The sequence below is a fragment of the Pseudoalteromonas sp. US3C1004 genome (assembly GCF_048401065.1).
Classification (GTDB): domain Bacteria; phylum Pseudomonadota; class Gammaproteobacteria; order Enterobacterales; family Alteromonadaceae; genus Pseudoalteromonas; species Pseudoalteromonas undina.
The window spans coordinates 145,407-171,465 of the sequence record NZ_CP183073.1 but is presented as its reverse complement, the minus strand read 5'-3'; the positions used below and the strand labels follow the sequence as shown (position 1 = coordinate 171,465).

Annotated in this window: 22 protein-coding genes; 7 read left to right on the top strand and 15 right to left on the bottom strand. The window is 40.5% G+C overall.

The features are described 5' to 3' along the window. Nucleotides 1-23: 23 nt before the first annotated feature. Nucleotides 24-503 (bottom strand): DUF721 domain-containing protein, encoded by a 480-nt coding sequence (locus ACNSN3_RS00760; RefSeq protein ID WP_054202561.1) that lies wholly within the window; start codon nucleotides 501-503, stop codon nucleotides 24-26. Between the two features lie 109 nt (nucleotides 504-612). Further along, entirely contained in the window at nucleotides 613-1,962 is a 1,350-nt protein-coding gene (gene pmbA / locus ACNSN3_RS00755; protein WP_138569778.1) for a metalloprotease PmbA, read from the bottom strand. 145 nt (nucleotides 1,963-2,107) lie between these two features. Between pmbA and yjgA the strand changes: the two genes are divergently transcribed. Both yjgA and hemN read left to right on the top strand, forming a co-directional pair. Continuing rightward, entirely contained in the window at nucleotides 2,108-2,632 is a 525-nt protein-coding gene (gene yjgA, locus ACNSN3_RS00750) for a ribosome biogenesis factor YjgA (protein ID WP_010390384.1), read from the top strand. Between the two features lie 116 nt (nucleotides 2,633-2,748). Beyond that, nucleotides 2,749-4,122, top strand: coding sequence for an oxygen-independent coproporphyrinogen III oxidase (hemN, locus tag ACNSN3_RS00745; RefSeq protein ID WP_418608163.1), 1,374 nt, complete (start codon nucleotides 2,749-2,751; stop codon nucleotides 4,120-4,122). A gap of 67 nt (nucleotides 4,123-4,189) precedes the next feature. Here hemN and ACNSN3_RS00740 read toward each other — a convergent pair whose 3' ends face one another. From ACNSN3_RS00740 to ACNSN3_RS00730, 3 genes are all read right to left on the bottom strand, one after another. After that, complete coding sequence (locus ACNSN3_RS00740) at nucleotides 4,190-4,705, bottom strand: DUF2489 domain-containing protein (protein ID WP_075169499.1); 516 nt, start codon at nucleotides 4,703-4,705, stop codon at nucleotides 4,190-4,192. 12 nt (nucleotides 4,706-4,717) lie between these two features. Further along, nucleotides 4,718-5,302: a Der GTPase-activating protein YihI gene (gene yihI, locus ACNSN3_RS00735; protein ID WP_418608161.1), complete on the bottom strand. Its 585-nt coding sequence runs from the start codon at nucleotides 5,300-5,302 to the stop codon at nucleotides 4,718-4,720. A gap of 748 nt (nucleotides 5,303-6,050) precedes the next feature. Then, on the bottom strand, nucleotides 6,051-6,683 hold the full coding sequence (locus ACNSN3_RS00730; protein WP_418608159.1) for a c-type cytochrome: 633 nt from the start codon (nucleotides 6,681-6,683) through the stop codon (nucleotides 6,051-6,053). A gap of 281 nt (nucleotides 6,684-6,964) precedes the next feature. On the opposite strand from ACNSN3_RS00730, the gene yihA reads away from it, so the two are divergent. After that, nucleotides 6,965-7,606 carry a ribosome biogenesis GTP-binding protein YihA/YsxC gene (gene yihA / locus ACNSN3_RS00725; protein WP_418608156.1) on the top strand — a complete coding sequence of 214 codons (642 nt, stop codon included), beginning with the start codon at nucleotides 6,965-6,967 and terminating at the stop codon, nucleotides 7,604-7,606. Here the strand turns inward: yihA and ACNSN3_RS00720 are convergent, their stop codons facing one another. From ACNSN3_RS00720 to polA, 3 genes are all read right to left on the bottom strand, one after another. After that, nucleotides 7,607-8,125 (bottom strand): DUF1285 domain-containing protein, encoded by a 519-nt coding sequence (locus ACNSN3_RS00720; RefSeq protein WP_138622899.1) that lies wholly within the window; start codon nucleotides 8,123-8,125, stop codon nucleotides 7,607-7,609. Continuing rightward, complete coding sequence (locus tag ACNSN3_RS00715; RefSeq protein ID WP_418608154.1) at nucleotides 8,122-8,709, bottom strand: YceI family protein; 588 nt, start codon at nucleotides 8,707-8,709, stop codon at nucleotides 8,122-8,124. Before ACNSN3_RS00715 ends, ACNSN3_RS00720 begins: the two co-directional genes overlap by 4 nt. A 497-nt stretch (nucleotides 8,710-9,206) precedes the next feature. Beyond that, a complete protein-coding gene (gene polA, locus ACNSN3_RS00710) occupies nucleotides 9,207-11,942 on the bottom strand; it encodes a DNA polymerase I (RefSeq protein ID WP_418608152.1) in 2,736 nt (911 codons plus the stop codon). A 510-nt stretch (nucleotides 11,943-12,452) separates the two neighbouring features. Between polA and elbB the strand changes: the two genes are divergently transcribed. From elbB to ACNSN3_RS00695, 3 genes are all read left to right on the top strand, one after another. After that, complete coding sequence (gene elbB, locus ACNSN3_RS00705; protein WP_010390362.1) at nucleotides 12,453-13,100, top strand: isoprenoid biosynthesis glyoxalase ElbB; 648 nt, start codon at nucleotides 12,453-12,455, stop codon at nucleotides 13,098-13,100. Nucleotides 13,101-13,304: 204 nt separating this feature from the next. Next, nucleotides 13,305-13,697: a c-type cytochrome gene (locus ACNSN3_RS00700; protein ID WP_008112730.1), complete on the top strand. Its 393-nt coding sequence runs from the start codon at nucleotides 13,305-13,307 to the stop codon at nucleotides 13,695-13,697. Nucleotides 13,698-13,874: 177 nt separating this feature from the next. Further along, nucleotides 13,875-16,439: a diguanylate cyclase domain-containing protein gene (locus tag ACNSN3_RS00695; RefSeq protein ID WP_418608149.1), complete on the top strand. Its 2,565-nt coding sequence runs from the start codon at nucleotides 13,875-13,877 to the stop codon at nucleotides 16,437-16,439. 13 nt (nucleotides 16,440-16,452) lie between these two features. Here the strand turns inward: ACNSN3_RS00695 and rep are convergent, their stop codons facing one another. Further along, complete coding sequence (gene rep, locus ACNSN3_RS00690) at nucleotides 16,453-18,471, bottom strand: DNA helicase Rep (RefSeq protein WP_010390360.1); 2,019 nt, start codon at nucleotides 18,469-18,471, stop codon at nucleotides 16,453-16,455. Nucleotides 18,472-18,584: 113 nt separating this feature from the next. On the opposite strand from rep, the gene ubiK reads away from it, so the two are divergent. Continuing rightward, complete coding sequence (gene ubiK / locus ACNSN3_RS00685) at nucleotides 18,585-18,848, top strand: ubiquinone biosynthesis accessory factor UbiK (RefSeq protein ID WP_418608146.1); 264 nt, start codon at nucleotides 18,585-18,587, stop codon at nucleotides 18,846-18,848. 48 nt (nucleotides 18,849-18,896) lie between these two features. Here ubiK and ACNSN3_RS00680 read toward each other — a convergent pair whose 3' ends face one another. The 6 genes from ACNSN3_RS00680 to ilvD all read right to left on the bottom strand — a co-directional run bounded on the left by ACNSN3_RS00680 (nucleotide 18,897) and on the right by ilvD (nucleotide 26,055). Next, complete coding sequence (locus tag ACNSN3_RS00680) at nucleotides 18,897-19,541, bottom strand: short chain dehydrogenase (RefSeq protein ID WP_418608144.1); 645 nt, start codon at nucleotides 19,539-19,541, stop codon at nucleotides 18,897-18,899. Between the two features lies 1 nt (nucleotide 19,542). Then, on the bottom strand, nucleotides 19,543-20,208 hold the full coding sequence (gene can / locus ACNSN3_RS00675) for a carbonate dehydratase (RefSeq protein ID WP_008112739.1): 666 nt from the start codon (nucleotides 20,206-20,208) through the stop codon (nucleotides 19,543-19,545). Between the two features lie 10 nt (nucleotides 20,209-20,218). Then, nucleotides 20,219-21,406 carry a methyltransferase gene (locus ACNSN3_RS00670; RefSeq protein ID WP_418608142.1) on the bottom strand — a complete coding sequence of 396 codons (1,188 nt, stop codon included), beginning with the start codon at nucleotides 21,404-21,406 and terminating at the stop codon, nucleotides 20,219-20,221. 108 nt (nucleotides 21,407-21,514) lie between these two features. After that, complete coding sequence (locus tag ACNSN3_RS00665) at nucleotides 21,515-22,498, bottom strand: ABC transporter substrate-binding protein (RefSeq protein ID WP_010390353.1); 984 nt, start codon at nucleotides 22,496-22,498, stop codon at nucleotides 21,515-21,517. 144 nt (nucleotides 22,499-22,642) lie between these two features. Further along, nucleotides 22,643-24,196 (bottom strand): threonine ammonia-lyase, biosynthetic, encoded by a 1,554-nt coding sequence (gene ilvA, locus ACNSN3_RS00660; RefSeq protein ID WP_075169505.1) that lies wholly within the window; start codon nucleotides 24,194-24,196, stop codon nucleotides 22,643-22,645. A 2-nt stretch (nucleotides 24,197-24,198) separates the two neighbouring features. Beyond that, the gene (gene ilvD / locus ACNSN3_RS00655; protein ID WP_418609021.1) at nucleotides 24,199-26,055 is read right to left on the bottom strand and encodes a dihydroxy-acid dehydratase; all 1,857 of its coding nucleotides are present in this window, start codon (nucleotides 26,053-26,055) and stop codon (nucleotides 24,199-24,201) included. Nucleotides 26,056-26,059 lie beyond the last annotated feature (4 nt).

Below are 26,059 nucleotides of genomic sequence, written 5' to 3'. Positions count from 1 at the left end.
AAAGAGCCTAGTGTGAGGGCTAGCTAGGGCTTACTTTTGCCATGTAAAGCTAAGCGCTGCAGCTTTTCTTTTAATGAAGGAGGAGCAGAATCTGCGATCGCATTCAAATAATCAGCCGTTTGCTCACTCATTTTAAGAGAGTTAGTCGCTTGGCTATCTGTCGCTTTAGGACGATTACTTAATCGTTGGGTTGCTTGTGGATTGGCGGTAATTTTTATTTGCCCAAGCTCTGCCATACCTGCGGCTCTAAAATGAGACTGCATATCCATTTTTAAATAATTAAGCCTAAGAGCAATAGGAGCTGAAACAGCTTCTATCATCAATGTGCCGTCACGATAATTACTTACTCGACATTTATCGCCTAGCTTAGGCCCTAAAAAATCGCGTAACAGCTGTTGCTGTGTATCCAATGCTTGGCTTTTTCCCGCATAGGCTGCTAAACGGTTGTTTAGCCCGGCCATAATGTCGGTTAATGGTTTTGGCGCATATCTATCTTTAGCCATATCACACCTTAAAAACCTCAAAGGAAAGTTTGCTTAAATTAAGCTTAATTTAAGCAAACAAAGTGGGTGTATACCAATTCGCTGAATTAAGTATTATTGTGGATGGGTATTAAGCACCCGCAATTTGCATTTGCTCAATCAGCACTGAGCCCGTTTGAATACCACCACGTCGCTCTATATCGCCACCAATAGCTGAAATACCTTTAAACATATCTCTTAAGTTACCAGCAATAGTTATTTCACTTACTGGGTACTGTATTTCACCATTTTCAACCCAAAAACCAGCTGCACCACGAGAGTAGTCACCAGTCACGGTATTTACACCCTGCCCCATAAGTTCAGTGACTAACAAACCCGTGCCCATGGTTTTCAATAGTGTAGCTAAGTCCTGATGGGTTTGCTCAACCAACCAGTTATGAATACCACCGGCATGGCCTGTTGGCGTCATATTCATTTTACGCGCTGCGTAGCTCGCTAATAAATATGTTTGCAATTCACCACCGTGTATTATTTCTCTGTCTAGAGTTTTAACCCCTTCGCTATCAAAAGGTGATGATGCTAACCCTTTTAATAAGTGTGGGCGCTCTGAAATATTAACGGTTTTGCTGAACACTTGTGTACCTAAGCTATCCAGTAAAAAACTGGATTTACGATACAGTGCGCCACCGCCGATTGCAGACACTAAATGGCCAAACAATGAGTTAGCAATATCGGCTCTAAAAATAACCGGCACTTTCATGGTACCTAGTTTTTGACTGTTTAGTTTAGCTAGGGTTTCTGCAGCGGCTTCAAGCCCAACACTTGCAGCATCTTTTAGCCCTGCTTGATCGCGGGAAATTGTGTAGGCTGAGTCGCGCTGCATATGCTCGCCCTCTTTGCCTATTACCATAGTGCTTATGCTATGGCGTGTTCTTGGGTAGCCTGCAATTAAACCATGACTATTGCCATACACTCGCAGCCCTTGGTGTGAAGAAAAGCTAGCACCATCAGAATTCACAATTCGCTCATCCGCATTTAATGCGGCTTGCTCAGCAGCATGACATAAATCAATCCCTTGCTCAGGACTTACATCCCAAGGATGAAATAAATCTAAATCTTTAGGCGAAAACTCAAGTAATTCTTTATCAGCAATACCATTACACGGATCATCTGAGGTGAATTTAGCAATATCTATGGCTTTTTCGACCACAGATCGCAATGTTTTTGGATTTAAGTCAGCCGTAGAGGCGGAGCCTTTGTTATTACCAACATACACGCTAATACCTAAACCACCGTCTTGATTAAACTCAATGGTTTCTACCTCGCCCATGCGCGTACTTACCGACAGCCCTGATGTGCTCGACATAGCAGCTTCTGCAGCAGTAGCGCCTAGTTTTTTTGCATGTTCGAGTACTTCAGAAACGGCATCTTTTACTTGAGAAATTTGCGAATAAATTGGATCTTGGTGTTGGCTTTTCATAAATTCTGTCCTGAGCCCTGAAGGCCATGTTGCACACATTTTTTATATTTAAATGCTAACACACTCACTGCACCACATCAGCTAATATTAATCACTAAAAGAATCGCGTATAATAGACAAAGTTATTTTTACTTAAGAGCACCCCATGGCGAAGAAAAAAGGCAAGCCTGCTGAAATTGAAGAAGAAATTATATATGTATCAAAAAGTGAACTTAAGCGCGAAGCGCAAGAGTTTCATCAGTTAGGGTCTGAAATTGCCAAAATGGGTAAAAAGCAGCGCGAACGCTTACCGCTTAATGATGACTTAAAAGAAGCAATGGTTGTTGCCGATAAAATTAGTAATAAAAGTGATGCATACCGCCGCCACTTAAATTACATAGCAAAAACCCTTCGTACAGTAGAAAACATTGAAGAAATTAAAGCGATCATTGATGTAATGCTTAATAAAAATAACCAAGCAGAGGTTATGATCAAAAAGATTGAGCAGCTGCGCAGTGATTTAATTGAGCAAGGCGATGACTTAATCAACGAAACAATTGAACAATACCCAGCTCTTGAGCGCCAAAAAATGCGCCAACTGGTGCGTAATGCGGCCAAAGAAGTAAAAGCAGAAAAGCCTGCGAGAGGCTACAAAGAGCTATTTCAGTATTTAAAAGACGCCATAATGTAACGCAGCCACGTTACATACTAAAAAGGTGCTACGGCACCTTTTTTTGTTGTAGATCAAAACCCCTTCCCCTTTCCTTTTTTACAATACGCAGCAACTTAAAAGATAAGGTGCGTGTGATGATTAAACTTCCTCAATGGGATCAAACTTTAATAAACAAATACAATGTATCGGGCCCGCGTTACACGTCTTACCCGACTGCACTTTCGTTAGCCGACGGCTATCAGCAACAAGATTTGATTAGCGCTATTGAATCATCGCAAACCCGTGCTTTGTCTTTATATATTCACATTCCTTTTTGTAGCCAGCTTTGCTATTACTGTGGCTGTAATAAAGTCATTACTCGCCATCAATCTAAAGCTGATACCTACCTAGATTTTTTAGCTAAAGAAATCGTGGCACAAGCGCCGCTATTTCAAGACTATCGGGTTGAGCAATTACATTTAGGAGGCGGTACTCCAACCTTTTTGACCGCAGCCCAAATGACTCGCTTAGTAAAGCTACTAGAGCAACACTTTAACTTTAGCGATACCTGTGAGCGCGGTATAGAAATAGACCCTCGCTCACTGGCTGACAATATGCTGATTGACTTAAGCGAGATGGGATTTAATCGTGTGTCATTTGGTATTCAAGATTTTAATGATCAAGTTCAGCTAGCTGTTAACCGCCCTCAACATGTTGATGAGGTAAAGCAGTTAATTACCCAAGCAAAACAATTAGGCTTTAAATCAATTAATGCAGATATGATTTATGGACTGCCATTACAAACACCTGAGAGTTTTAAGCAAACTATTGAGCAACTGATTGCTTTAGACCCCGACCGTGTTTCAGTATTTAACTACGCTCATTTACCTGATCGTTTTGCCGCTCAACGTAAAATAAAAGATGCTGATTTACCCAGTGCCCATAATAAGCTCACTATGTTCAAAAATACCCTAGAGCAAATGACACAGGCGGGCTATCAATTTATAGGTATGGATCACTTTGCAAAAGTTGATAATGAATTGGCTATTGCTCAAAATAGCGGCCAACTGCATCGTAACTTTCAAGGTTACACTACCCATGGAGAATGTGATTTACTAGGCTTAGGGGTCTCGTCAATATCGCAAATAGGCACAGCCATACTACAAAATAAGAAAGAGCTAAAACACTATTACCAAACAATCGATGAGCAAGCAGGCAGTGCCATTAATAAAGGCATGCATTTAACCCAAGATGACCTTATTCGAGCGGATGCAATTAAACAACTTATTTGCCAGTTTGAGCTTGATATGAGCGTATTCGCGAACAGACATAAAATCAGCTTTAATGACTACTTTAAAGATGCCTTAGAGGCACTCACACCATTAATTGCCGATGAAATGGTAACAATAGAAAACAACCTAATTAGCGTAACACCAAAAGGGAATTTATTTATTCGTATTATTTGTATGTGCTTTGATGCGCACTTACAAAAACAAATAAATGCCACTCGCTTCTCACGGGTTATATAATTTAAAAAATAGCGCGCATAAAAAAAGCAGACCTAGGTCTGCTTTTTTATGCTGTAAAATTTAAGTGCTAGTTAAAAACCACGTTTTCGCTGCCTTGGGCTGCTTTAAACTCAACAATAATTTTTTTACAGTCAGCTTCAATTTCATCACTCAGTGATTCTTCTGCGCGCCAGCGTGCGGTATCTTGCTTAAAAATTTCTTTTTTAGCGTACTTTTTGCGCGAATCGTGAGTTGGCATTTCTTTTACCACGTCGTACATTTTATAAATGCCTGGGTATGCAGTTGTTAAGTCACGCTCAGTATCAAAACTATATTGCGACATCAGCACCCAAATACGTAAACAGCCCTCAGAGTAATCACATTGCTTTTCATTCATCGCACGTGCAATTAAATGAATACTATCGGCTAGCTTTGCATTACGTTTTAAACGCGACTGCTTAAGTTTTTGCTGTTGCTCTGCCTGTTGTTTGCTAATTAGCTTTTTTTGCACACTTAGCTTGTAGAGCAACTGACCCGCATAAAATGCCAAGCCCGCTATAATAGCAGCACCTACAACTAAGGCTAAGATCACTGCTGTACTCATTGCGTATCCTTATTACTTATCTTCGTCGTCATCTAGCCATTCATTAGCTAGGTCGTTTGATAGGTATTGATCAAAATCTGAATTACTTTCTTCATCACTGAAGTCATCTTCAAATTCTTCTTCATCTTCAATGCCTAATAACTTACACAGCACTTGGTGACGCGCTATACGGCTATTAAAGTATTTAGCATCTTTACCCGTTAGCATTTCACCTTGCTCATGACGCTCAACTAATTTAAGCAAGCGCTCATCATTTTCAAGCGCCTCTAATTCTTGCTCAGGCGTTAACTCAGGCTCAATCGCCTTTTTAAGCTCTGCTACAGGCTTAAGGGTACGTTTCATTTCGACTTTTGGTTCAGCGGCTGGGGCAACTAATGGTACTGCTTTTTTACTACCAACACGTTTGTCTTTAGCAGCCGAACCTGTTTTTTGAGTGTCATTACTCAATGCATCAGGTGCATTACGTGAACCAGGCTTAGCGCCTTTGGTTTTCTTTACACGTTGCTCTTTCAATGCACGCATTTCTTTAAGCTTATCTTGGCTTAAACGAACGGGTCCATTTGATGGAATTTTACGTGACTTTTTCTTTCTACTCATATCTTGATCGTCTCACTTAAGAGGTTTTGAGCGAGGCGCAACTCAATGGGCATCGCGATGCTGGCCTAGCCAGAAGAATTCGGTTTGCGTTTTAGAGGTTGGGTTTCTCTATATACGCCAAAGCATATTTAGATGCTTTTTTTAAACGGGGGGTATTGTAACAGGACAAATAAAAAGGCGGTAGAGAAAACATCTCTACCGCCTGCTAATCTGAGCGCCATTATATGGACACTTCTCCCTTCGACTTTTTAGTCTTTATTATTTTTATTATTATTTCTTTATCCGTATTATTATTATTTATCTTCCGTGTAGCATTCCATTTTGTTTTTATTATTAAACTTCCATGAGTTTTTATTATTTTCGGTCTTTCCTGACACTTTTTTGTTATTTCCTTTAGTAGCACTCTCAATGTGCTATTCAGTCGTGCCGCGCTACGATCCTTATAACGTTTTCCTATTTGTTATTATTGTTGCGACAGGGGTTAATTTACTCGTTAATAATTTTGTTACAACTAATTTATATCTTTTTTCTTATGTAAAACATAACAAAAGACGTTAAAAATCATAAATTACAATAAGTTAAATTGAAAAACAAAAATAAAATGAGACTTTTCTTACAATATAGTATGGTCAATGTCTTACAAGTAAAGGGGCTTTATCGGTCATTGCAGAAACAAAAAAAGCAGCCAAGGCTGCTTTTTGTCTACTTAACATTGTATTATGTTAACAATATCTAAATAAATACGACTTTAGTGTAGACCGCCAAGGTATTTAGATAGTGTTTCAATGTCTTTATCTGTTAATTTCTGAGCAATATCTTGCATAACACCATTTAGGTCGTTATTACGAGTGCCATCTCTGAACTGTTCAAGTTGTGACTTGATGTATTCAGGATGTTGAAAAGAAATTTTTGGGAATTTAGCTAATGAAGAGCCATTACCACGTGGACCATGACAAGCTGCACATGATGGAATTCCGCGTTCAGCGTCACCCGCTTTGTACAACATGGCGCCTGTTTCTTGAATATCTTTAGGTGTAGCACCTTCAGACATGTTCAAAGAAGCAAAGTAAGCAGACAAGTCTTTCATATCTTGATCGCTCAATGGCATTGCCATACCGCTCATTACTGCATTCATTCGACCTTCTTTACCGCCCGAAGTCATACCTAATTTAAATTCAGTAAGTTGCTTATATATGTAATCTGCGTGTTGCCCTGCAATTTTTGGGTAGATGTTAACCGGCGCATTACCGTCTGGGCCGTGACAAGCCGCACACGTTGCTGATTTTTCTTTACCTGCGTTTACATCGCCATCAAATGCTGTTGCGTTGCTTGCTGACAACGCACCAAGCAATATAGTTAAAGATAGTGCTATTTTTTTCATGGTGAATTCTCTGTTTCCGACCCTGTATCATCTACAATATGGATGTTGTGATTTTTATATTCTACACGATATTAAATTCTCTGGCACGTTTTCTACACACATTAAACCTATAAATTATAGGGTTTTGAGTAAAATTAATCGCTAAGCCAGTTAAAATGTACCATCAGCAACGGTTTTACATGCTCAAATACACTTTTTAATAGCTACTTTATAGTATAAAATACGCGCCACGGGTGAATTTGGTTTACCCAATGTTATTTTTTTTAGTTTTAGGAGAGCCTGTGCTCAAATCTCGTATCAAGTATAACACTGCGTCTTTTGTTACAAGCGCGCCAGACATCACTAAATTACCTGCTGATACGGGAATTGAAGTCGCGTTTGCCGGTCGCTCAAATGCAGGTAAATCAAGTGCGCTTAATGCCCTTACCGATCAAAAGTTAGCACGTACTAGTAAAACACCTGGCCGTACTCAGCTGATCAACACATTTGAACTTGCCGATGTAGATGACATGCGCCTAATTGACTTACCAGGTTATGGCTTTGCGAAAGTGCCAATTGAAATGAAAAAGAAATGGCAAAAGTCGCTAGGCGAATACCTACAAAAACGTCAAAGCTTAAAAGGTATTGTGGTGTTGATGGATATTCGTCACCCATTAAAAGATTTAGACCGTGATTTAATTAATTGGGCTGTAGGTAGTGAAATTCCAGTATTGGCACTATTAACTAAAGCAGATAAGCTCAAGCAAGGTCCACGTAAATCACAGGTACTTAGTGTTCGTCGTGAATTGAGTGAATTAGATGGCGATATAACAGTTCATGCATTTTCATCACTTAAAGGCACAGGCTTACCAGAAGTCGCTAAAAAGTTAGATGAGTGGTACTTAGGTCCAATCGTAGCAATTCCACCTGCTGACAAAGAGTAATTACCCTAAATAAAACCGCTCATTCGCGGAGGTAATAAAATAGCCGAGCTCATCAGTTTCGGCTATTTCAGCCCACTGATAAAACACATTTCTGGCAACTCGCGCAAAACAACCATAGGGTAATTGCATATAAGGCACTGCAGCGCCTTTGTAATTATTAATATATAGCGGCTCAGCACGACTTAGTAGCCAGGTACGCTGTAGATTATCAATACAACAAATAACATCGCCATCAGAGGTCGACTCACGATGCCAACTTACAATAATAAATGGCGCATCCTTAGCCTCAATCGCAATTTTCTCTACTGGCGTTTTTAAATAAAACTGTCCATCTTCGCGGCACAACACACTAGCAAACAGTTTTATCATGGCTTGGCGGGTAATTTCACTACCCGCATAAAACCATTTACCTTGCTCGTCAATCAGCAGTGGCAATTGCCCGCAATGAGCAGGCTGCCATTGTTCAAAAGGTTTACTTGGCTCGCTTAGTTGCTTACTAAGTTCGTTCAGAGAAATCACTGTTTTTTAAAGGTCAGTGCAAAAGTAACCGGTACCGCAGTAGCAATCGAAGGTAAGCCGGCTAGTTTTTGTAACTGCATTATCCCTTCGGTGACTTTAAAGTCATCGCTATTAATAATGATAGGTGTAAATGATGCAACGCTTAAATCCCCGTTTTCCGCACTACTAACAAGTACATCAACTGTAAGTGGCTTTTTATGACCGTGAAAGTCTAGCTCGGCGCTAACACCTTTTAATACGTACTGCCCAGGCTGCTTAATAAGTGACAATTTATCAGATAAGTCAGCGGTTAATACTGCATTTGCAAAAGTGTCAGATTCAAACAAAATTTTGCTTAGGCGCTCGTTACGAATAGGAATAAACGTTTCAGCTGAGGTTAAATCAACATTTACGCTAAACTGACCTTGCTCACTCAATTGCCCTGATAACTGAGTAAAATGGCTTGCCTCAGCAATGCTATTTTTTTTAATTGAGACAAAACTTAATTGGCTTTTATCGTTGAGTAACTGCCAGTTTGCCGATGCAACACCTGAAACTAGTAAACATGATAAAGATAAACCTGCTACAGCTAACGTTTTAAACATAATGCACTCCTAAAATAAAAGATTTATACCCGAAAAAATAATACTTTGATCAGTCAAATTAAAAATCACTAGTACGCTGAGTTAAAAAGAAAACGCACAGTAAACTGATGGTATCACTTGAAACGCTAAGTGCAATTAGAGAATAAATTTAACGCTTTGGAGTAAAGCTATAAAAAAACGGCCCATCAAATATATGATAGGCCGATATAGCAAACTGGGGAGAAGCTATCAATACGTTGCATCTTACGATGCATCATCAACAGGATGTCCTACAGGATGAGGACGGGCGGCACTTTACCAAAAGCAAGCGTAAAAATACAAGCATATTATCGATATTCGAAGCGAATTGACGAACCTCTAACGATTTAATACAAACTGCTGTTTAATTTAACTTTTTTTTAACCTGCAAGCTAAAAGAAAAGCGCCTATTGGCGCTTTTAAATAATTCTTTTTAACTGTTGTGTTTACCTAAGACAAGGCATCCTTGGCATACCAAATTAGTGCGCTTGTTCCCAGTTATCACCTTCGTCAGCTTCAACTATAAGTGGTACATCTAGCTGTGCCGCTTGTGACATCAGCTCACAAATTTGCTGAGTGTATTGCTCAGTGCACTCTGTTTTAATCTCAAATACCAATTCATCGTGTACCTGCATAAGTAGCTTAACCGTATTAGGCGCTTGCTGGTTGACCCATGCATGTACTGTTAACATGGCTTTTTTAATAATATCGGCAGCAGTGCCCTGCATAGGGGCATTAATTGCTGCGCGCTCAGCGCCTTTGCGGCGTGCTCCATTGCGGGCATTTATTTCTGGTAAATGTAAACGGCGGCCAAAAATAGTTTCTACGTAACCATTTTCTGCTGCTTTTTCACGGGTCGTTTCCATGTATTCTAAAACACCTGGGAAACGCTCAAAATATTTATCAATATAATGCTGCGCTTCATGGCGTGGTACATCAAGTTGACGTGCCAGACCAAATGCCGACATGCCATAAATTAAGCCAAAGTTAACGGCTTTAGCTTTACGGCGCATATCAGATGTAACCTCTTCAAGCTCAACTCCAAATACCTCAGCAGCTGTAGCGCTATGCACATCTAAGCCATTTGCAAAGGCATTGAGCAACCCTTTATCTTGTGAAAGATGCGCCATAATACGCAGCTCTATTTGGCTGTAATCGGCCGCCACAATTTTATATCCATCAGCAGCAATAAAGGCTTCACGAATACGGCGCCCTTCTTCTGAACGAATAGGAATATTTTGTAGGTTAGGATCGCTTGAACTTAATCGACCCGTTGCTGTTACCGCTTGATGATAAGAAGTATGCACACGCTTGGTTTGCTCATTCACGATCAGTGGCAATTTATCTGTGTAAGTTGATTTAAGCTTAGATAAACCGCGATGCTCAATAATCACTTTAGGCAATGGGTAATCGTGTGCTAATTCTTGCAGTACTTCTTCTGCTGTAGAAGGCGCGCCTTTGGGTGTTTTTTTGATAACGGGCAATTCTAGCTTTTCAAATAACAGTACTTGTAATTGCTTTGGCGAGCTTAAGTTAAACGGTTCGCCTGCGATTTCAAACGCTTCTTTTTCAAGCTCAAGTAATCGTTCACCTAAGCGTTGGCTATGCGTGGCCAACATATTGCTGTCGATAGCAACACCGGTGCGCTCAATGTCAGAAATAACGCTTACTAGTGGCATTTCTATATTTTCAAACACTGATTTAAGCTTTTCATCCGCTTCAAGTTTCGGCCATAGTACTTGGTGTAAACGCAAAGTAATATCGGCATCTTCTGCGGCATAAGGCGCCGCTTTTTCAAGTTCGATTTGATTGAACGTGAGCTGCTTTTTACCTTTACCAGCAATGTCTTCAAAGCTAATATTTTTGTGGCCTAAATATTTAAGTGCTAATGAGTCCATATCATGACGAGTACCTACGCTGTTAAAAACATAAGACTCCAACATAGTATCAAACTTAATACCATTTAATTCATAGCCAGCATTGGCAAGCACACTTTTATCGTATTTTAAATTTTGACCAACTTTAGCTTTATTTTCGTCAGCTAATATTGGCCCAAGCTTTTGCATCACAAATTCAAGGCTTAGCTGTTCAGGCGCACCTGGGTAATCATGTGCAACCGGTAAGTAGGCGGCTTCCCCTGCTTTTACTGCGAAACTCATCCCTACCAACTGCGCTTTCATATACTCTAAACTGGTTGTTTCAGTATCAAAAGCAAATAGCTCAGCTTCATTGAGCTGCTCTATCAATGTATTAAATTGGGCCTCAGTTAAAATCGTTTCATAGTGCGCATCTTCAACTTTTGGCAACTCATTCTCTTGGGTTGGGACCGCTAAATGTGTGTCAGCATCTTTTGGATTGTCTAGTAATTCAGCTAGCCAGCGACGGAATTCACACTCACCGTATAAGGCAATTAATTCGTCTTTATTCGGTGTTTGCAATTTAAAAGTATCAAGATCAGATTCAACCTCCACATCACACTTAATAGTGGCAAGTTCATAGCTCAATGGTAAATGATCAATCGCTTTTGCAAGCTTTTCACCTATTTTACCTTTGATATCAGCAGCATTATCAATTACGCCCTGAAGCGATCCGTACTTTTGTAACCATTTAACCGCAGTTTTAGGCCCGCACCCTTCAACACCAGGAATATTATCTACTTTATCGCCCATTAAGGCTAAATAATCGATAATAAGTTCAGGCCCAACACCAAACTTTTCAACCACAGTGTCGGGATCTGAAATACTATCAGTCATGGTATTGATCAAAGTGACATGCTCATTAACCAACTGCGCCATATCTTTATCACCAGTTGATACCAGTACATGGCGTTGTTGCTCAGAAGCAATACGTGCAAATGTACCAATCACGTCATCGGCTTCTACACCTTCAATACTAATTAATGGAAAACCCATCGCTTTGATAATGCTGTGCAGCGGCGCTATTTGGGTTCGCAGATCATCAGGCATTGGTGGACGATTCGCTTTATATTCGCTGTACATGTCATTTCTAAAAGTTTTACCTTTGGCATCAAATACCACCACCATATGTGAAGGATCGTATTGTTTGATCAAACTTTTCAGCATGTTTACCACGCCATAAATAGCGCCGGTGGCTTCACCTTTAGAATTAGTTAAATGAGGTGGCGAATGATAAGCACGAAACAAATATGAAGAGCCATCAACAAGAACAAGCGGGTTTTCGGGGATCTGAGCCATGGTAAAATTGGATCCTAAATACAAAAAAGTAATATAAGTATAAGCATGCCATAAGGCAGTAAATAAAACGACTGTGAATTAATGTGATTAAGAGCGCTACATTTTTAGCAACTTGTGGATAACTATGTAGATAACACCCACAAACTATCCATCCGAAACATAGCAAAATGCTTAGATTAGTTTGTAATTTATTGTTTTGTTTAAAAAAAGATAATTCGAGGTTCTTTTTTATTATTCTTCTATCAATGTGGAAAAGGCATTTAAACCGTTACTGGTGTTGTAACCCACTTTGATTATTTACGTCCATTTAAATAACTGGATGAGCATTCTAGCATAATGGATCAAAGATCATAGCGATCCTTTATAATTTTTTTTACCCTTACTAGTTATCAAATGGCATATAGCGCATAACAACTTACTTTGCGGCTAAAAAACCAGCAAATAAATTTTTAGATAGGCTGATTCGTCGTGTTAAACTTTATTAAAATGACTTCAATGGAGCAAAATAATATGAAAAATATAGCGGTAATTTTAGCAGGTTGTGGCGTATTTGATGGCAGTGAAATTAATGAAGTAGTGCTTACTTTATTACACATTGAAAAAAACAACGCGAAATATCAGTGTTTTGCGCCCGATATTACGCAGTACCATACTCTTAATCACATTACTGGTGAAGAAATGGCAGAGTCGCGTAATGTATTAGTGGAATCGGCTCGAATCACCCGTGGCAATATAAAGTCACTCGCTGAATTAGACATTACACAATTTGACGCTTTAATTATTCCCGGCGGCTTTGGTGTAGCTAAAAACTTATCTGACTTTGCTATTAATGGCACTAACGCGAAAGTAAATGACGAAGTACTGAGCGCTTGTAAAGCATTTGCAAAAGCAAATAAAGCCACCGGTTATATGTGTATTGCACCCGCTTTATTGCCATTCATTTATAATAAACCACAGCTCACTATTGGTAATGATAGCGACACGGCCGATGCTTTAACCACATTAGGCGCTGAGCATATTGAGTGTAAAGTGGATGATATTGTTATTGATAAAAATAATAAGCTGGTTACAACACCTGCTTATATGTTGGCACAATCAATTATGGATGCCGATGCAGGAATCGAAAAACTAGTACGTAACGTATTGGCCATTAGCTAATTATTAGGGTTCTGATCGCATTTAGATGTCTAATGATCCCGTTTTATTTAGGTAATTTATTGAGTTAAGACAATCATTAGTCGTATTTATAAATAAAATCGACTCTGAGCATTTTATAAATCACTGAGTGGAGTTATAATTGGTCTAAATTCCGTCATTTAAAATCGTGATTGATCACGTTCAAATTGAAGTGGGCAAGGCAAAATGAAAAAACTATCAGCTGCAGCATTACTTGTGCTAGCAACCACCGCATACGCACAGCCATATGATAACTCTATGACTGAAGATGCAATTAAAAAACGTTTAGCGCCTATTGGTGCTGTTTACCTTGAAGGTGAGAAAGTAGCGGTTGCTGCACCAACAGGTCCTCGTTCAGGCGAGCAAGTATATCAAGCAGCCTGTTTTGCTTGTCACGGCACAGGTGCTTTAGGCGCTCCTAAATCAGCTGACGATTGGGCTCCTCGTATCGCTAAAGGAAAAGACACCTTATTAGATCATGCGATCAATGGCTTTAATGCCATGCCACCGCGTGGAACGTGTATGGATTGTTCTGATGATGAAATAAGCGCAGCAATCGATTTCATGACCGCTAACTAAAATTAGCCAAGTCAAAATGCTTTAAATAAAAGGTTTACGTTTTAGTAAGCCTTTTTTGTTTCTAATTCATGAGTTTTAGCTACATAATTAAGAAAAATATCTACTTGACGCAAAATGTTAAAAGTGGAACTATAATGATTAATAACTATACAAAAAATTATAACTGGTTAAACATCATTGGAAGATAAACTTATTGTACCTAATAGCGTAGTGCGCCAAAATAAACGACTAAAAGCACTATTAAAAAAGTACAAACATGCCTACCACCTCCACAATGCCCTGATACAATTATCAGAGCAAGCAAGTACTGTTGCCGAGCTAACCTTACTTTACCCTGCTATTCATGACATTTTACAAAAGTATGTTCCGAGTAAAAGCTTTTATGTGGTGCTGGTTGATCCCCAATCACAACAGTTAGAATTATCTTATTTTTCTGATGAAAAAGATGGCATTGCAGTACCACTTAATCGAGATAATAATTTTGAAGAAGGCGCAACGGGTTATGTCTTCAAGCAAGGGAAAACCACTTACTTTACCAAACAGCAAATGCATGATGCTGCCCAGAAAGGCTTATTTAAAGCATTGGGTACACCTGCAGAACACTGGGTAGGCGTTCCCGTTTATCAAGAAAGAAACATTATTGGTGTGTTAGCCGCGCAAAGTTACGACACAGAACAAGGTTACAGTTCTCAACAAATAAACCTGCTTGAGGCCATGTCACTCTATTTAGCCACCGCAATTGAACGGGTTAAAAAACGAGAGTTACTCGAATCAGAAGTAAAATTAAGAACCCGAGCATTAACGCAAAGTAATGACGCTTTAAATGTTGAAATACAACAGCGAAAAGGTGCCCTGCAACGCCAGCAAATATTATTCAAAATTTCAGAGCTGACAACCCAAGCCAAAAATTTAGATGATGCTTATTTTCAAATACACGAAATAATAAAAACCATTACTTACGCAAAAAACCTTTATATTGCCTTGTATGATAAAGAATCAGGTTGGATCAGTTTTCCCTACAGTGTTGATGAATTCCAAGGCAGCACTCAACCACGGCGCTTTGCAAAAGGCTACAGTGAACTGGTTATAAGCACCGAAGAAACACAAATAATTCATCCGAAAAGAGCACAAGAGTTATTAAATAGTGGCATTGTAGAGCGTGAAAAACCAATTGATGAATCCAAGAGAGCCACCAGCTGGCTAGGCGCTCCGCTAAAAACTTCGCAAGGCGTTATAGGGTTAATTGTTTGCCAAGCTTATAATAATGAACACCTTTTTACACATGATGATGCAGAGCTAATCACCTTTGTATCGCATCAAATTGCCACGGTATTACAAACAAAATTAGCTTCACAGGCACTAAAAAAGAGCCACCAAGAACTTGCCTCACGAGTTAATGAAAAAACTAAAGAATTGAGCCAAGCAAATTTACATTTGCAAATGCAAATTGATGAACGTAAAAAAATAGAACAACAGCTTTATCACGATGCTCACCATGACTCACTAACAGGCTTACCAAATCGGAATTTATTTTTAACTCAACTAGAAAAAACCCTGCAATATTATCAACGCAATCCAAATGAGCACTTTGCTGTATTGTTTATTGATCTTGATAAGTTTAAAGATATCAATGATCAGCTCGGGCATCATGCCGGCGATGAGTTTTTAATTAGTGTTAGTAAACTATTCTCACAATGTATTCGTGAGCATGACTTATTAGCCCGTCTAGGCGGAGATGAGTTTGTAGTATTACTAACCCATTTAACTGAGCCAAATCAGGCAGAAGATGTTGCCAATCGCATTATAAAAATTATGCAAAAGCCGTTTTGTACTAAAGGCGTGTGTGTACAAAGTGGCGCCAGTATTGGGATAACCTATTCAAAGCAAAGCTATAAACATACCGATGAAATCATTCGCGACGCCGATGCTGCTATGTATTATGCTAAAAATTCTGGTAAAAACCGCTTTGAGTTATTTCATCCACTGCTCACTGAGCCTATGTTGCAACATGAGTCACAAACATTGCATCACCTTGATGTATTGCCTATGACGTTTCGTAGCTCAGATATTATCACCTTGGATGAGCATTATCAGAGTGCATCGTTATTTGAGGCTTTTGGTGAACACCCAGTCCTTGGCTTTACCAGTTTTGATATTTTAAAGAAATTTGCGAATGATAAAGAACAACATACCAAAGTTGAACTACAACTCATCCAACAAGCTTACCAACAAGCACAAAATGCAGAGATAGCCGTTGCGCTATTGCCTTGCTCCAGTTTACTGTTAGAAGAGCATGAATTTTCTTTACTAAAAGCGACACTAAAACAACCGGTAAACAATGAACAGCTTTGCTTGTTGTTTGATGAGCAGGAGCTGCGTTATGCCAGTGCACAGCAATTAGAGAACTTAAAACAGCTTAAAAAACTCGGTCATTCGATTGGCTTAAACAATTTCGCAAAAGACAAATGCGAGCTTAATTTGGTGACTGAAATAGAGTGTGATTATTTACTCCTTAGCTCCACCTTCAGTAAACGAGTATTACAACAAGAAAGCTACGATTTACAGTTGCAGGGGGTGTTGGCTATTACTAAGCTTAAACAGATAAAAGTGATAGCTAAAGGCCCATCAATATTAAACTTTAGAGCTCTTTTAGATAAACACGGCATAAACCTATTCGTTGCTAAACAGCACCCACTAACCAGCGCTATACCAGCTACGCTTAAAAACTCAGAATTAAAATAGCGCTAAACACACCTTATTGTGGCTTTTTCAGCATTGCTCTTAAATTTGCAACCCGAGCTTGGCCTTTTTCCATGCGTTCAGCTTGGGTGTTAGGCGCTTTTTTGTTTTCAAAGGCTAAGTCATCTTGCGGTAACTCTTGCACAAATCGACTCAGCTCTGTTTGTGATGTTTCACCAAATTGACGGCGGATTTTAGCATAGGTTAAAGTCAGCTCTTGTTGCGCGCGGGTAATACCTACATAGGCAAGGCGGCGCTCTTCATCCACATTGTCTTCATCAATGCTTACTTGGTGTGGCAACAATCCTTCTTCCATACCGACCATAAATACATAGGGGTACTCGAGTCCTTTTGAGGCATGCAAAGTTAATAATTGCACGGCATCAGCTTCATCTTCTTCTTCGTTTCGCTCTAGCATGTCCCGAAGGGTCAATTTACTAACTACTTCAGCCAGTGTCATTGGCGGATTATCGGCATCGCCTGTTAACATGTCTGTTATCCAGCGATACAGCTCGGACACATTTTTCATCCGCATTTCAGCGGCTTTGGCACTAGGCGATGATTCATACAAGTAAGCTTCGTAATTAATATTACGCACTAAATCCTTCACCGCCTCCAGTGTATCACTGCGCACTGCGTTATCTGAAAGCTCAACCACCCAACGGGCAAACCCAGCTAGTGCATTTAAACCACGTCCTTTTAGTCTGTATCCTAAGTCGTTATCAAAGCAGGTCGCAAATAAGCTTTGGTGTTTTTCATTAGCTAAGGTGCCAAGCTTTTCAAGCGTGACTGTACCAATTTCACGACGTGGGGTATTCACAATTCTTAAAAAAGCATTGTCATCATCTTGATTCACTAAAAGACGTAAGTAAGCCATGATATCTTTAATTTCAGAACGTGAAAAAAACGACATTCCACCACTAATTTTATACGGGATTCGGTTACTCATTAACGACTTTTCAAAGCCCCGCGCTTGGTGGTTACCCCGGTACAAAATAGCGTAATCTTTATAGCTGGTGCGTTTCATAAATTTATGCGAAATAATCTCTGCGACCACACGTTCTGATTCATGTTCTTCATCGCGACAGCCAATGACTTTAATTTGCTCACCATAGCCCAACTCACTAAAGAGCTTTTTTTCAAACTCATGGGGGTTATTTGCAATTAAGATATTGGCCGCTTTAAGAATGCGCCCAGCACTACGATAGTTCTGTTCTAGTTTTATTAATCGAAGCCCAGGGTAATCTTTACTTAATAACACCAAGTTTTGTGGACGAGCACCACGCCAAGAGTAAATTGACTGATCGTCATCTCCCACCACAGTAAAGCGTGCTCGTTCGCCTACCAGTAATTTCACTAATTGATATTGGCTGGTATTGGTATCTTGATATTCATCCACCAGTAAATAACGAAAACGCTGCTGCCATCGCTCACGTGATGTGGCATTACTACTTAAAAGCAGCGTGGGGATCATAATTAAATCATCAAAATCCAGCGCGTTATACGCTCTTAATTGATTTTGGTAACGCGCATACAACTGAGCAAACAATGCCTTTTGCGGCTCTCTGGCTTCGCGAATAGCTTGTTCTGGTAAAATAAGCTCATTCTTCCAACTACCAATTTGCATTTTAAGTAGATTTAGTAAGTCTTTGTCTTTTTTAAGCTCGTCTTCGGTTAAATCACCGAGTAATTGATTAGTATCTTGGTCGTCAAACAACGAAAAACCGGGTTTAAAACCCAGTGTTTTTAACTCTTTTTTAATGATTTCAAGCCCAAGCGTATGAAAGGTAGACACCCATAAACCTTTAGACTCTTGTTTTCCCAAGGTTTGCAAAACCCGCTCGCGCATTTCTTTAGCCGCTTTATTGGTAAAGGTAACCGCCGCAATATTACGCGCTTGATACTCACATTTCTGTACTAAGTAAGCAATTTTGTTGGTGATAACTCGCGTTTTACCCGAGCCTGCGCCGGCTAATACTAAGCAAGGACCACTAATGTACTTTACCGCTTCATCTTGTTTAGGATTGAGTTTCATAACGACCAGCTGATTGCAAAAAGACGGGCAATTTTAACGTAATCACTACAATACGCCTAGCCAATAAGGTAATATTAGTTATTATCATTTTAGGCAACAGGCAAGGGACGACTATGATTAACCCAGCAAAACTTGAAGAAATTGCGAAACAGATCACTAATAACATGCCACAAGGTGTAAAAAACCTGGCTGATACACTTGAAGGTAAAACTAAGCAAGTGTTACAAAACAAGCTTGCCGAAATGGACTTTGTAAGCCGTGAAGAGTTTGATATTCAAAGCCAAGTGCTGATCCGCACACGTGAAAAGCTAACTGAATTAGAAGCAAAAGTAGCGATACTTGAACATCAATTATCGGCAAAAACAGACGCTGAATAATAAATATAACGCCATAGACGAACCTGCTTTATGGCGCTACTCACTCAGTTATTCAAATAGCTCGTCCAGCACATAATAACCCGTTGCTTGTTGCTGCTCTATGCTTACCCTCAGCAATTTATTAGCTACTTGCTCACCGGTAATGGGTCTATACCGTTTGAGGATACCAAAACGCGTTAGCAGTGGAAGTACCACCTCACCGAACTTTTCTGCAACTCTAAGCTCTGAACGCTCGCCGACTAATAAAGACGGTTGCAATATACTCAAGCGTGCAAAGCCAAGCTGCTTTACCTGCTGCTCAAGCTCCCCTTTTATTTTTAGGTAACGGCTCATACTATGTGCATTTGCGCCACTTGACGATACCAAACAATAATGCGGAACAGCGTTATTGGCCGCCATTTGCGCACAAATAAATTGGTATTCAAAATCAACTTTACGTTGTGCAGCCACACTGCCCGCTTGCTTTAATGTAGTCCCTAAGCAAGAAAAGAACACGTCACCTTTGAACAATTCAACATGATGCGTCAAATTTTCAAAATCAATAATATGGCTAATTAATTTAGGATGAGAAAAATCTAATTGGCGGCGCGATAAGCTCACTACCTGCGAATAGCTAGAAGATGCTAACAGCTGTTGTAATAACTGGCTGCCAACTAAGCCGGTACTGCCGATTATTAGCGCCGTTTTGGCCATATTAAAGGTGACTGTCCGCAGATTTATTTAGTACATGGTGTACTGCTTTTTTATAGCTTTCACACTCTTCTTCAGCACAACTAACTACCGATTCTAAGTCATGCAAATGACCATTTTCTAAGCCATATACCCAACCATGAACCGTGAGTTCTTGACCTCTTAGCCATGCATCTTGAACAATGCTAGTGCGAGATACGTTACGCACTTGCTCAATCACATTAAGCTCTATTAAACGATCAAGGCGTTGTTTTTCTGGCAGAGCATTAAGTTGCTCTAGGTGTTTTTCTTTTACATCACCAACGTGGCGGAGCCAGTTATCAATAAAGCCAAAGCGGTCCTCGTTCAGTACCGCTTGCACACCACCACAACCGTAGTGGCCAACAACCATAATATGTTTTACTTTTAATACTTCGACCGCGTACTGCATAACCGATAAACAATTATGATCGGTATGTACAACCACGTTGGCAACATTACGGTGCACAAATAACTCACCCGGTAATAAATCAACAATTTGATTAGCTGGCACCCGTGAATCAGAGCAACCTATCCATAAGTACTCTGGGTTTTGTTGCATCGATAAAATTTTGAAAAATTCAGGGTTCGCTTCGCTCGTTCTAGATGCCCAGCGTTTATTATTTTCTAGTAAGTTATTTAAATTTCTCATTACATCTCTTTTAGGTTGAGGGCGTTTTTAAACTGGCTAAAATTAAAATATTACGGGGTGTTAATTGCTTCTCACAAAATGTATTAACACTGACGTCATAGCCTTGCTGCTGCAAATATAAAGCACGATCGAGCACAAGCCAAACTTCTATTGCTCTTCTAAACACATGTCGAACCAGTTCAACTCGCTCTGTTACTTTTTTTCGCGCCTGCCCAATCAATAAAAACTTATTGTAATCAATATCTTTTGGCATTTTTAAGGCTTTTTTGTCTGCCGCCCAGTTACAAAATGCTGCAAACGAATCTGAAAATATCGCTTTATTCACTGAAGGGACGCTGACATACCCTAACTCACCAGTAAGTGACTTTCTTAAGGCATCAAACCCGAGTCGCCACTCCACTTCTGTTTTTCGCACTTTGCCTACTCGCGAAGGAGCTGTAACAGTTTCTTGCAGGGCGAGCTTTAAATCTCTGTGAGTTAAGTTTAATCGACTTTGCTGAGCATGCTCGCTCATCGCTTGGTAATTATTATCAGTAAATAAATGATAGCAACAAGGTGAAAAGCTAATTTGTGGTACTTTTGCTGCACTGGCTTGATGCATAAAAGTTTGGTGTAACGCACCGCAGGCATGCAAAGCGACGGCATGAGTGTGTGGGCTAAAAAAATCCTGAATGCTATCCTTAAGTACATCGGCTTGGCTAAATTGTATTGCAAGTCCCTGCTGCTGTGCACTTTTTTTCCCTTGTTCACACAAATGAGATTGTAGCTCAACGCTGTGTACACTCTGCGCACCATTAAAAGCTAACATTCGCCCTAAATGGCCTTTACCTGCACACCACTCTAATACAGGCTGATTACTAGTGGGCAATGCGCCAACAAAATCTTGTAGCTGAGTAAACTTTCGACCTTTAATACCATTACTGATCCAAAACGGGTATTCCTTCCGAGTGTTAGTAATGGCAGGCAATGACACTAATCGGCTAAGTTGCTCAACAGCGGGAATATAGGATGAAAAAAACTGATAGAGCTGTTCTTGATCAGAGTCTAATTCAGCAACCGCCTGATCGGATAAAGCGCTCAAAGGAGCATGTAATTCAGGCCAAGGTAAAGCGTCAAAATCAAATGCAGTACACTGCCAATACAAGCGAGTATTCATTAGCAAAGAGTCTAGGGCAGAAAATTGCTCAGTTAAGGTCATAACAGCTTAGGATATAAAAAAGACGCTTAATTATACCAGCACAATAGCACCTGATTAAGCAGTTATTTTTTTAACCTCGCAGAGCAAGGGAATGGAGTAAGTAATCCACTAGCGCGATTTAAACATTAAACGTAAATAGAGGGGGATAGAAATAATGCTTATTATAATAGCCGCAATCAGCATCCAAGAAAGCTGCAGTGTTTCTTGCTTTTTATATTTATAAATAAAATCAGCTTTTACTTCATCAAACTTTGTTTGATCAATCTCATATAAGTCAGCAATTAAACGCCATTTAGCCATCGACATATTACCCACAGTAGTACTCGGTGGAGCAATATAGTCTTTAAGTACCTCAGCCTCATATGCCAGTTGATGAAAACTGCGTTCAGGCGCATAAAACTGTTGGGTTATGGCAATGGCTTCATCCATATTCATTACCGCGTAGCGCCACCCTTTTAAACTTGCTTGATAAAACTTTTCTACCGTATCGGGGTGATACTTAACCATACTATCGCTGGTAAATAAAATATCCGCGTATACATCCATCCCATAACGTTGTGGACATATAAGTCTATGAGCAACCCCTTGCTGATCCATATGATAAGGTAGGTCGGTAACATACACTTCTATGGCATCTAATTTATTTTCCATCCATGCTTGTTGCAATTCATCGCCTTTGTAAACAGCCAGTTTTTCGGTATCAATACCACTGCGCTTAAGCATAGTTAGTAACTCAGAATTACTCTCTTTGCTGACTTCACTTACACGCTTGTTAATAAAATCACGAGCATGAAAAATATCTGAAGTTTCTTTTACCATCCAACAGTAAGGAGAAAACTGTAATATGGCAGCCATGGCTACAAAGGGTTCACCGGCAATACGGCGTTCTAATATACCTGAATGTGCTACACCAAATTGCGCCTCTCCTCGCTCTACCGCACCAAAACTATTTGGCCGTTTTGGATCGGCAGGAACTATATTGACGTCTAAACCGGCCTCATTATAAAAGCCTTTTTGTTTGGCCATATAATAGCCAGCAAATTGAAATTGGTGCGTCCACTTTAATTGTAACGTGACTGATTCCTGCGCCATTAACTGGCTACAAAAAAAGCAGATGCTAATTATTATTCCTTTAAGTAGCAAAGCAGGCTTCCATAAACATGATAATTAATTATAACTATATGTAAAACAGCTAATAAAGCAAGCATCGGGATAAGATGCTTGCTTAGGATAGAGTTAGGCTAGAGCGATTTTTTCAAGCTTTTCTGCTTGAGGTTGGGTAGTTAAAAACTGAGTAAAACAGGGATTATCGGTTTCGTCTTGGACACTGTAACCTAGCCGATTTAAGTGCTCATTAAACATCTCATATTGGCTTGGTTCAATAGCAAAGCCTGCTAATACATTCCCCATTGACCCGCCATGATTGCGGTAGTGAAATAAAGTGATATTCCAGTTACTACCCAGCGTATCTAAAAAGCGCGCCAATGCGCCTGGGTACTCTGGAAACTCAAACCTTAGTAAGCGTTCATGTAACTGCTCTGGCGCTTTACCGCCAACCATATAGCGTACATGTAGCTTTGCTAATTCGTTATCTGACAAATCGCAAAAGGTATATTTGTTATCTGTTAGACTTTGTTTAAGCTCTTCAAGTTCTGCTAACCCTTGACGTAGCGCAATACCAACAAAAATTTGCGCCTCGCCAGGCCCCGCATAACGATAGTTAAACTCAGTAATGGCACGCCCACCTAAAGATGTACAAAACTGCTTAAAACTACCGCGCTTTTCATCAATGGTCACGGCTAATAAAGCTTCGTTTTTCTCACCCAGCGCAGTGCGCTCAGCCACATAACGTAAGCGATCAAAGTTTAAATTAGCACCAGACAAAATAGCAGCTAAATTTAACCCCTTTAAACCCGACTGCTGAGACCATTTTTTAAGTCCTGCAGTTGCAAGCGCTCCTGAAGGCTCAGCTATAGCACGGGTTGATACAAAAATATCTTGCATGGCTGCACATATTTCATCGTCTGATACGGTAACTACTTCATCACAAAACTTTTGTGCCAGTCTGAATGTTTCGCTACCAATTATTTTAACGGCAACACCATCGGCAAAACTGCCAACGCGATCGAGCTCTACCGGCTCGCCTGCTGCTAAAGCAGCTTTTAAGCAGGCGCTTTCATTCGCCTCAACCCCTATCACTTTGATATCGGGGCGCAGCGACTTAATATATACCGCCATACCTGCCAGCAAGCCGCCGCCGCCAACAGGAATAAATACCACATCTAAATCGTTGAGCTGTTGCATTAATTCACGGGCAACCGTACCTTGACCAACAATCACATCAGGGTCATCAAATGGCGGTACAAATACGCCGTTTCGCTGCTCAGTTAATTCCAGCGCATACGCTTTTGCGGCATCAAATTGATGGCCATGCAATACGACTTCACCACCCAATGCCCTTACCGCATTAACCTTTATTTCAGGTGTGGTCACGGGCATCACAATGGTGGCTTTGTGCCCTAAGTGTGAGGCACTTAGTGCCACACCCTGGGCATGGTTACCTGCGGATGCGGTGATCACAACCGAGCCTTTAGGTAGCTTATTTAATTTATTAAAAGCACCGCGTAATTTAAACGAGTACACGGGTTGCTGGTCTTCACGTTTTAACCAAACATGATTACCTAATCGTGCACTCAATTCGGCCATTTCACTTACCTCAGTCACCTTGGCTAAAGGCTCCATATTGGCTTGGATAATCGCGCGAAAATAATCGAGTTCTTGAGAAACCATACCTAGCTAAGCTCCTCCAGTTTGGCTAAATCGCGAACTGCACCTTTATCTGCGCTGGTTGCAAGTAGCGCATACGCTTTAAGCGCAGATGATACATAACGATCACGATTAAGCGGTTTATACGCTTGTTTACCACGAGCCAGTTGTTTTTGCTTGCGAGCTTCAAGCTCTTCACCGCTTAACGCCAGCGTTATTTCTCGAGTGGCAATATCGATGATAATTTTATCGCCGTTTTCAACATAAGCAATTGCGCCACCGCTGGCAGCTTCCGGCGATACGTGGCCAATCGATAGACCCGACGTGCCACCTGAAAAACGCCCATCAGTAATTAATGCACATTGCTCTGCCAAACCTTTTGATTTTAAATAGCTAGTTGGGTATAGCATTTCTTGCATACCAGGGCCGCCTTTAGGCCCTTCATAGCGAATAACCACCACGTCGCCGGCTTTTACTTCGCCATTTAAAATCCCTTCTACAGAGTCATCTTGTGATTCGTATACCACAGCAGTACCTTCAAAATGCAGCATTTCATCAACAACACCCGCACTTTTAACGATACAGCCATCTATTGCTAAATTACCTGAAAGCACGGCAAGGCCACCATCTTGACGAAATGCATGTTCTACACTGCGAATACAACCGTTTTCACGGTCGTTATCACCCTCATCCCAACGACAATCTTGGCTCATTGCTTTGGTGGTACGAATACCTGCAGGGCCAGCACGATAAAACTTTTGCGCAGCTTCGTTATTTGGATCGGTTGCATCCCACTTTTTAACCAGTTCACCCATTGTCATACCAGCAACATGGTTAACCGATAAATCAACTAACCCTGCCTTTCCAAGCTCGCGAACTATTGCCATCATGCCACCAGCACGGTGTACGTCTTCAATGTGGTATTGCGCTGTAGCTGGAGCAACTTTACATAAAAACGGGGTTTTACGTGAAAGTTCATCAATGTGTGACATATCAAAATCAACGCCGGCTTCTTGTGCCGCTGCGAGTAAATGCAATACCGTATTTGATGAACCGCCCATAGCAATATCAACCACCATAGAGTTCATAAATGCGGTTTTATTAGCGATGGCACGAGGCAGTACTTCTTGGTTATCTTTTTGGTAGTACTCACGGCATAAATCAACGATACGTGCCCCCGCTTCAACATACAGTTGTTTGCGATCTTTATGGGTCGCAAGCGTGGTCCCATTACCAGGCAGCGCAAGGCCAATTGCTTCTAATAAACAGTTCATAGAATTGGCGGTAAACATCCCTGAACACGACCCACAAGTAGGGCATGCAGATCGCTCAACTTGCTCAGAGTCGGCATCACTTACCGATTCATCAGCACCTTTGACCATAGCATCAACCAAATCGAGTTTAATATCGATATTCGCTAATTTGGTTTTACCTGCTTCCATTGGGCCGCCCGATACAAAAATAACGGGTATATTTAAACGCAGCGCCGCTAACATCATTCCAGGGGTGATTTTGTCGCAGTTAGAAATACAAATCATCGCATCGGCACAATGGCCGTTCACCATATACTCTACTGAGTCGGCAATTAAATCGCGCGATGGCAGTGAATAAAGCATACCGCCGTGACCCATCGCAATACCGTCATCGATAGCAATGGTATTAAATTCTTTTGGTACACCACCGGCCTGAGTAATGGTTTCAGCCATCAGTTCACTAAGCTGATTAAGATGCACGTGCCCCGGTACAAATTGCGTAAATGAGTTCACAACAGCAATAATTGGCTTACCAAAGTCGGTATCAGTCATGCCTGTTGCACGCCATAATGCTCTTGCGCCTGCGCGTTTACGCCCTTCAGTGGTAGTTGCACTTCTTAATTTAGCCATAGTT

Coding starts and splice junctions, on each gene's coding strand:
- ACNSN3_RS00760 (WP_054202561.1), bottom strand. CDS start 503: ATGGCTAAAGATAGATATGCGCCAAAACCATTAACCGACATTATGGCC.
- pmbA (WP_138569778.1), bottom strand. CDS start 1,962: ATGAAAAGCCAACACCAAGATCCAATTTATTCGCAAATTTCTCAAGTA.
- yjgA (WP_010390384.1), top strand. CDS start 2,108: ATGGCGAAGAAAAAAGGCAAGCCTGCTGAAATTGAAGAAGAAATTATA.
- hemN (WP_418608163.1), top strand. CDS start 2,749: ATGATTAAACTTCCTCAATGGGATCAAACTTTAATAAACAAATACAAT.
- ACNSN3_RS00740 (WP_075169499.1), bottom strand. CDS start 4,705: ATGAGTACAGCAGTGATCTTAGCCTTAGTTGTAGGTGCTGCTATTATA.
- yihI (WP_418608161.1), bottom strand. CDS start 5,302: ATGAGTAGAAAGAAAAAGTCACGTAAAATTCCATCAAATGGACCCGTT.
- ACNSN3_RS00730 (WP_418608159.1), bottom strand. CDS start 6,683: ATGAAAAAAATAGCACTATCTTTAACTATATTGCTTGGTGCGTTGTCA.
- ACNSN3_RS00715 (WP_418608154.1), bottom strand. CDS start 8,709: ATGTTTAAAACGTTAGCTGTAGCAGGTTTATCTTTATCATGTTTACTA.
- polA (WP_418608152.1), bottom strand. CDS start 11,942: ATGGCTCAGATCCCCGAAAACCCGCTTGTTCTTGTTGATGGCTCTTCA.
- elbB (WP_010390362.1), top strand. CDS start 12,453: ATGAAAAATATAGCGGTAATTTTAGCAGGTTGTGGCGTATTTGATGGC.
- ACNSN3_RS00700 (WP_008112730.1), top strand. CDS start 13,305: ATGAAAAAACTATCAGCTGCAGCATTACTTGTGCTAGCAACCACCGCA.
- rep (WP_010390360.1), bottom strand. CDS start 18,471: ATGAAACTCAATCCTAAACAAGATGAAGCGGTAAAGTACATTAGTGGT.
- ubiK (WP_418608146.1), top strand. CDS start 18,585: ATGATTAACCCAGCAAAACTTGAAGAAATTGCGAAACAGATCACTAAT.
- ACNSN3_RS00680 (WP_418608144.1), bottom strand. CDS start 19,541: ATGGCCAAAACGGCGCTAATAATCGGCAGTACCGGCTTAGTTGGCAGC.
- can (WP_008112739.1), bottom strand. CDS start 20,208: ATGAGAAATTTAAATAACTTACTAGAAAATAATAAACGCTGGGCATCT.
- ACNSN3_RS00670 (WP_418608142.1), bottom strand. CDS start 21,406: ATGACCTTAACTGAGCAATTTTCTGCCCTAGACTCTTTGCTAATGAAT.
- ACNSN3_RS00665 (WP_010390353.1), bottom strand. CDS start 22,498: ATGGCGCAGGAATCAGTCACGTTACAATTAAAGTGGACGCACCAATTT.
- ilvA (WP_075169505.1), bottom strand. CDS start 24,196: ATGGTTTCTCAAGAACTCGATTATTTTCGCGCGATTATCCAAGCCAAT.
- ilvD (WP_418609021.1), bottom strand. CDS start 26,055: ATGGCTAAATTAAGAAGTGCAACTACCACTGAAGGGCGTAAACGCGCA.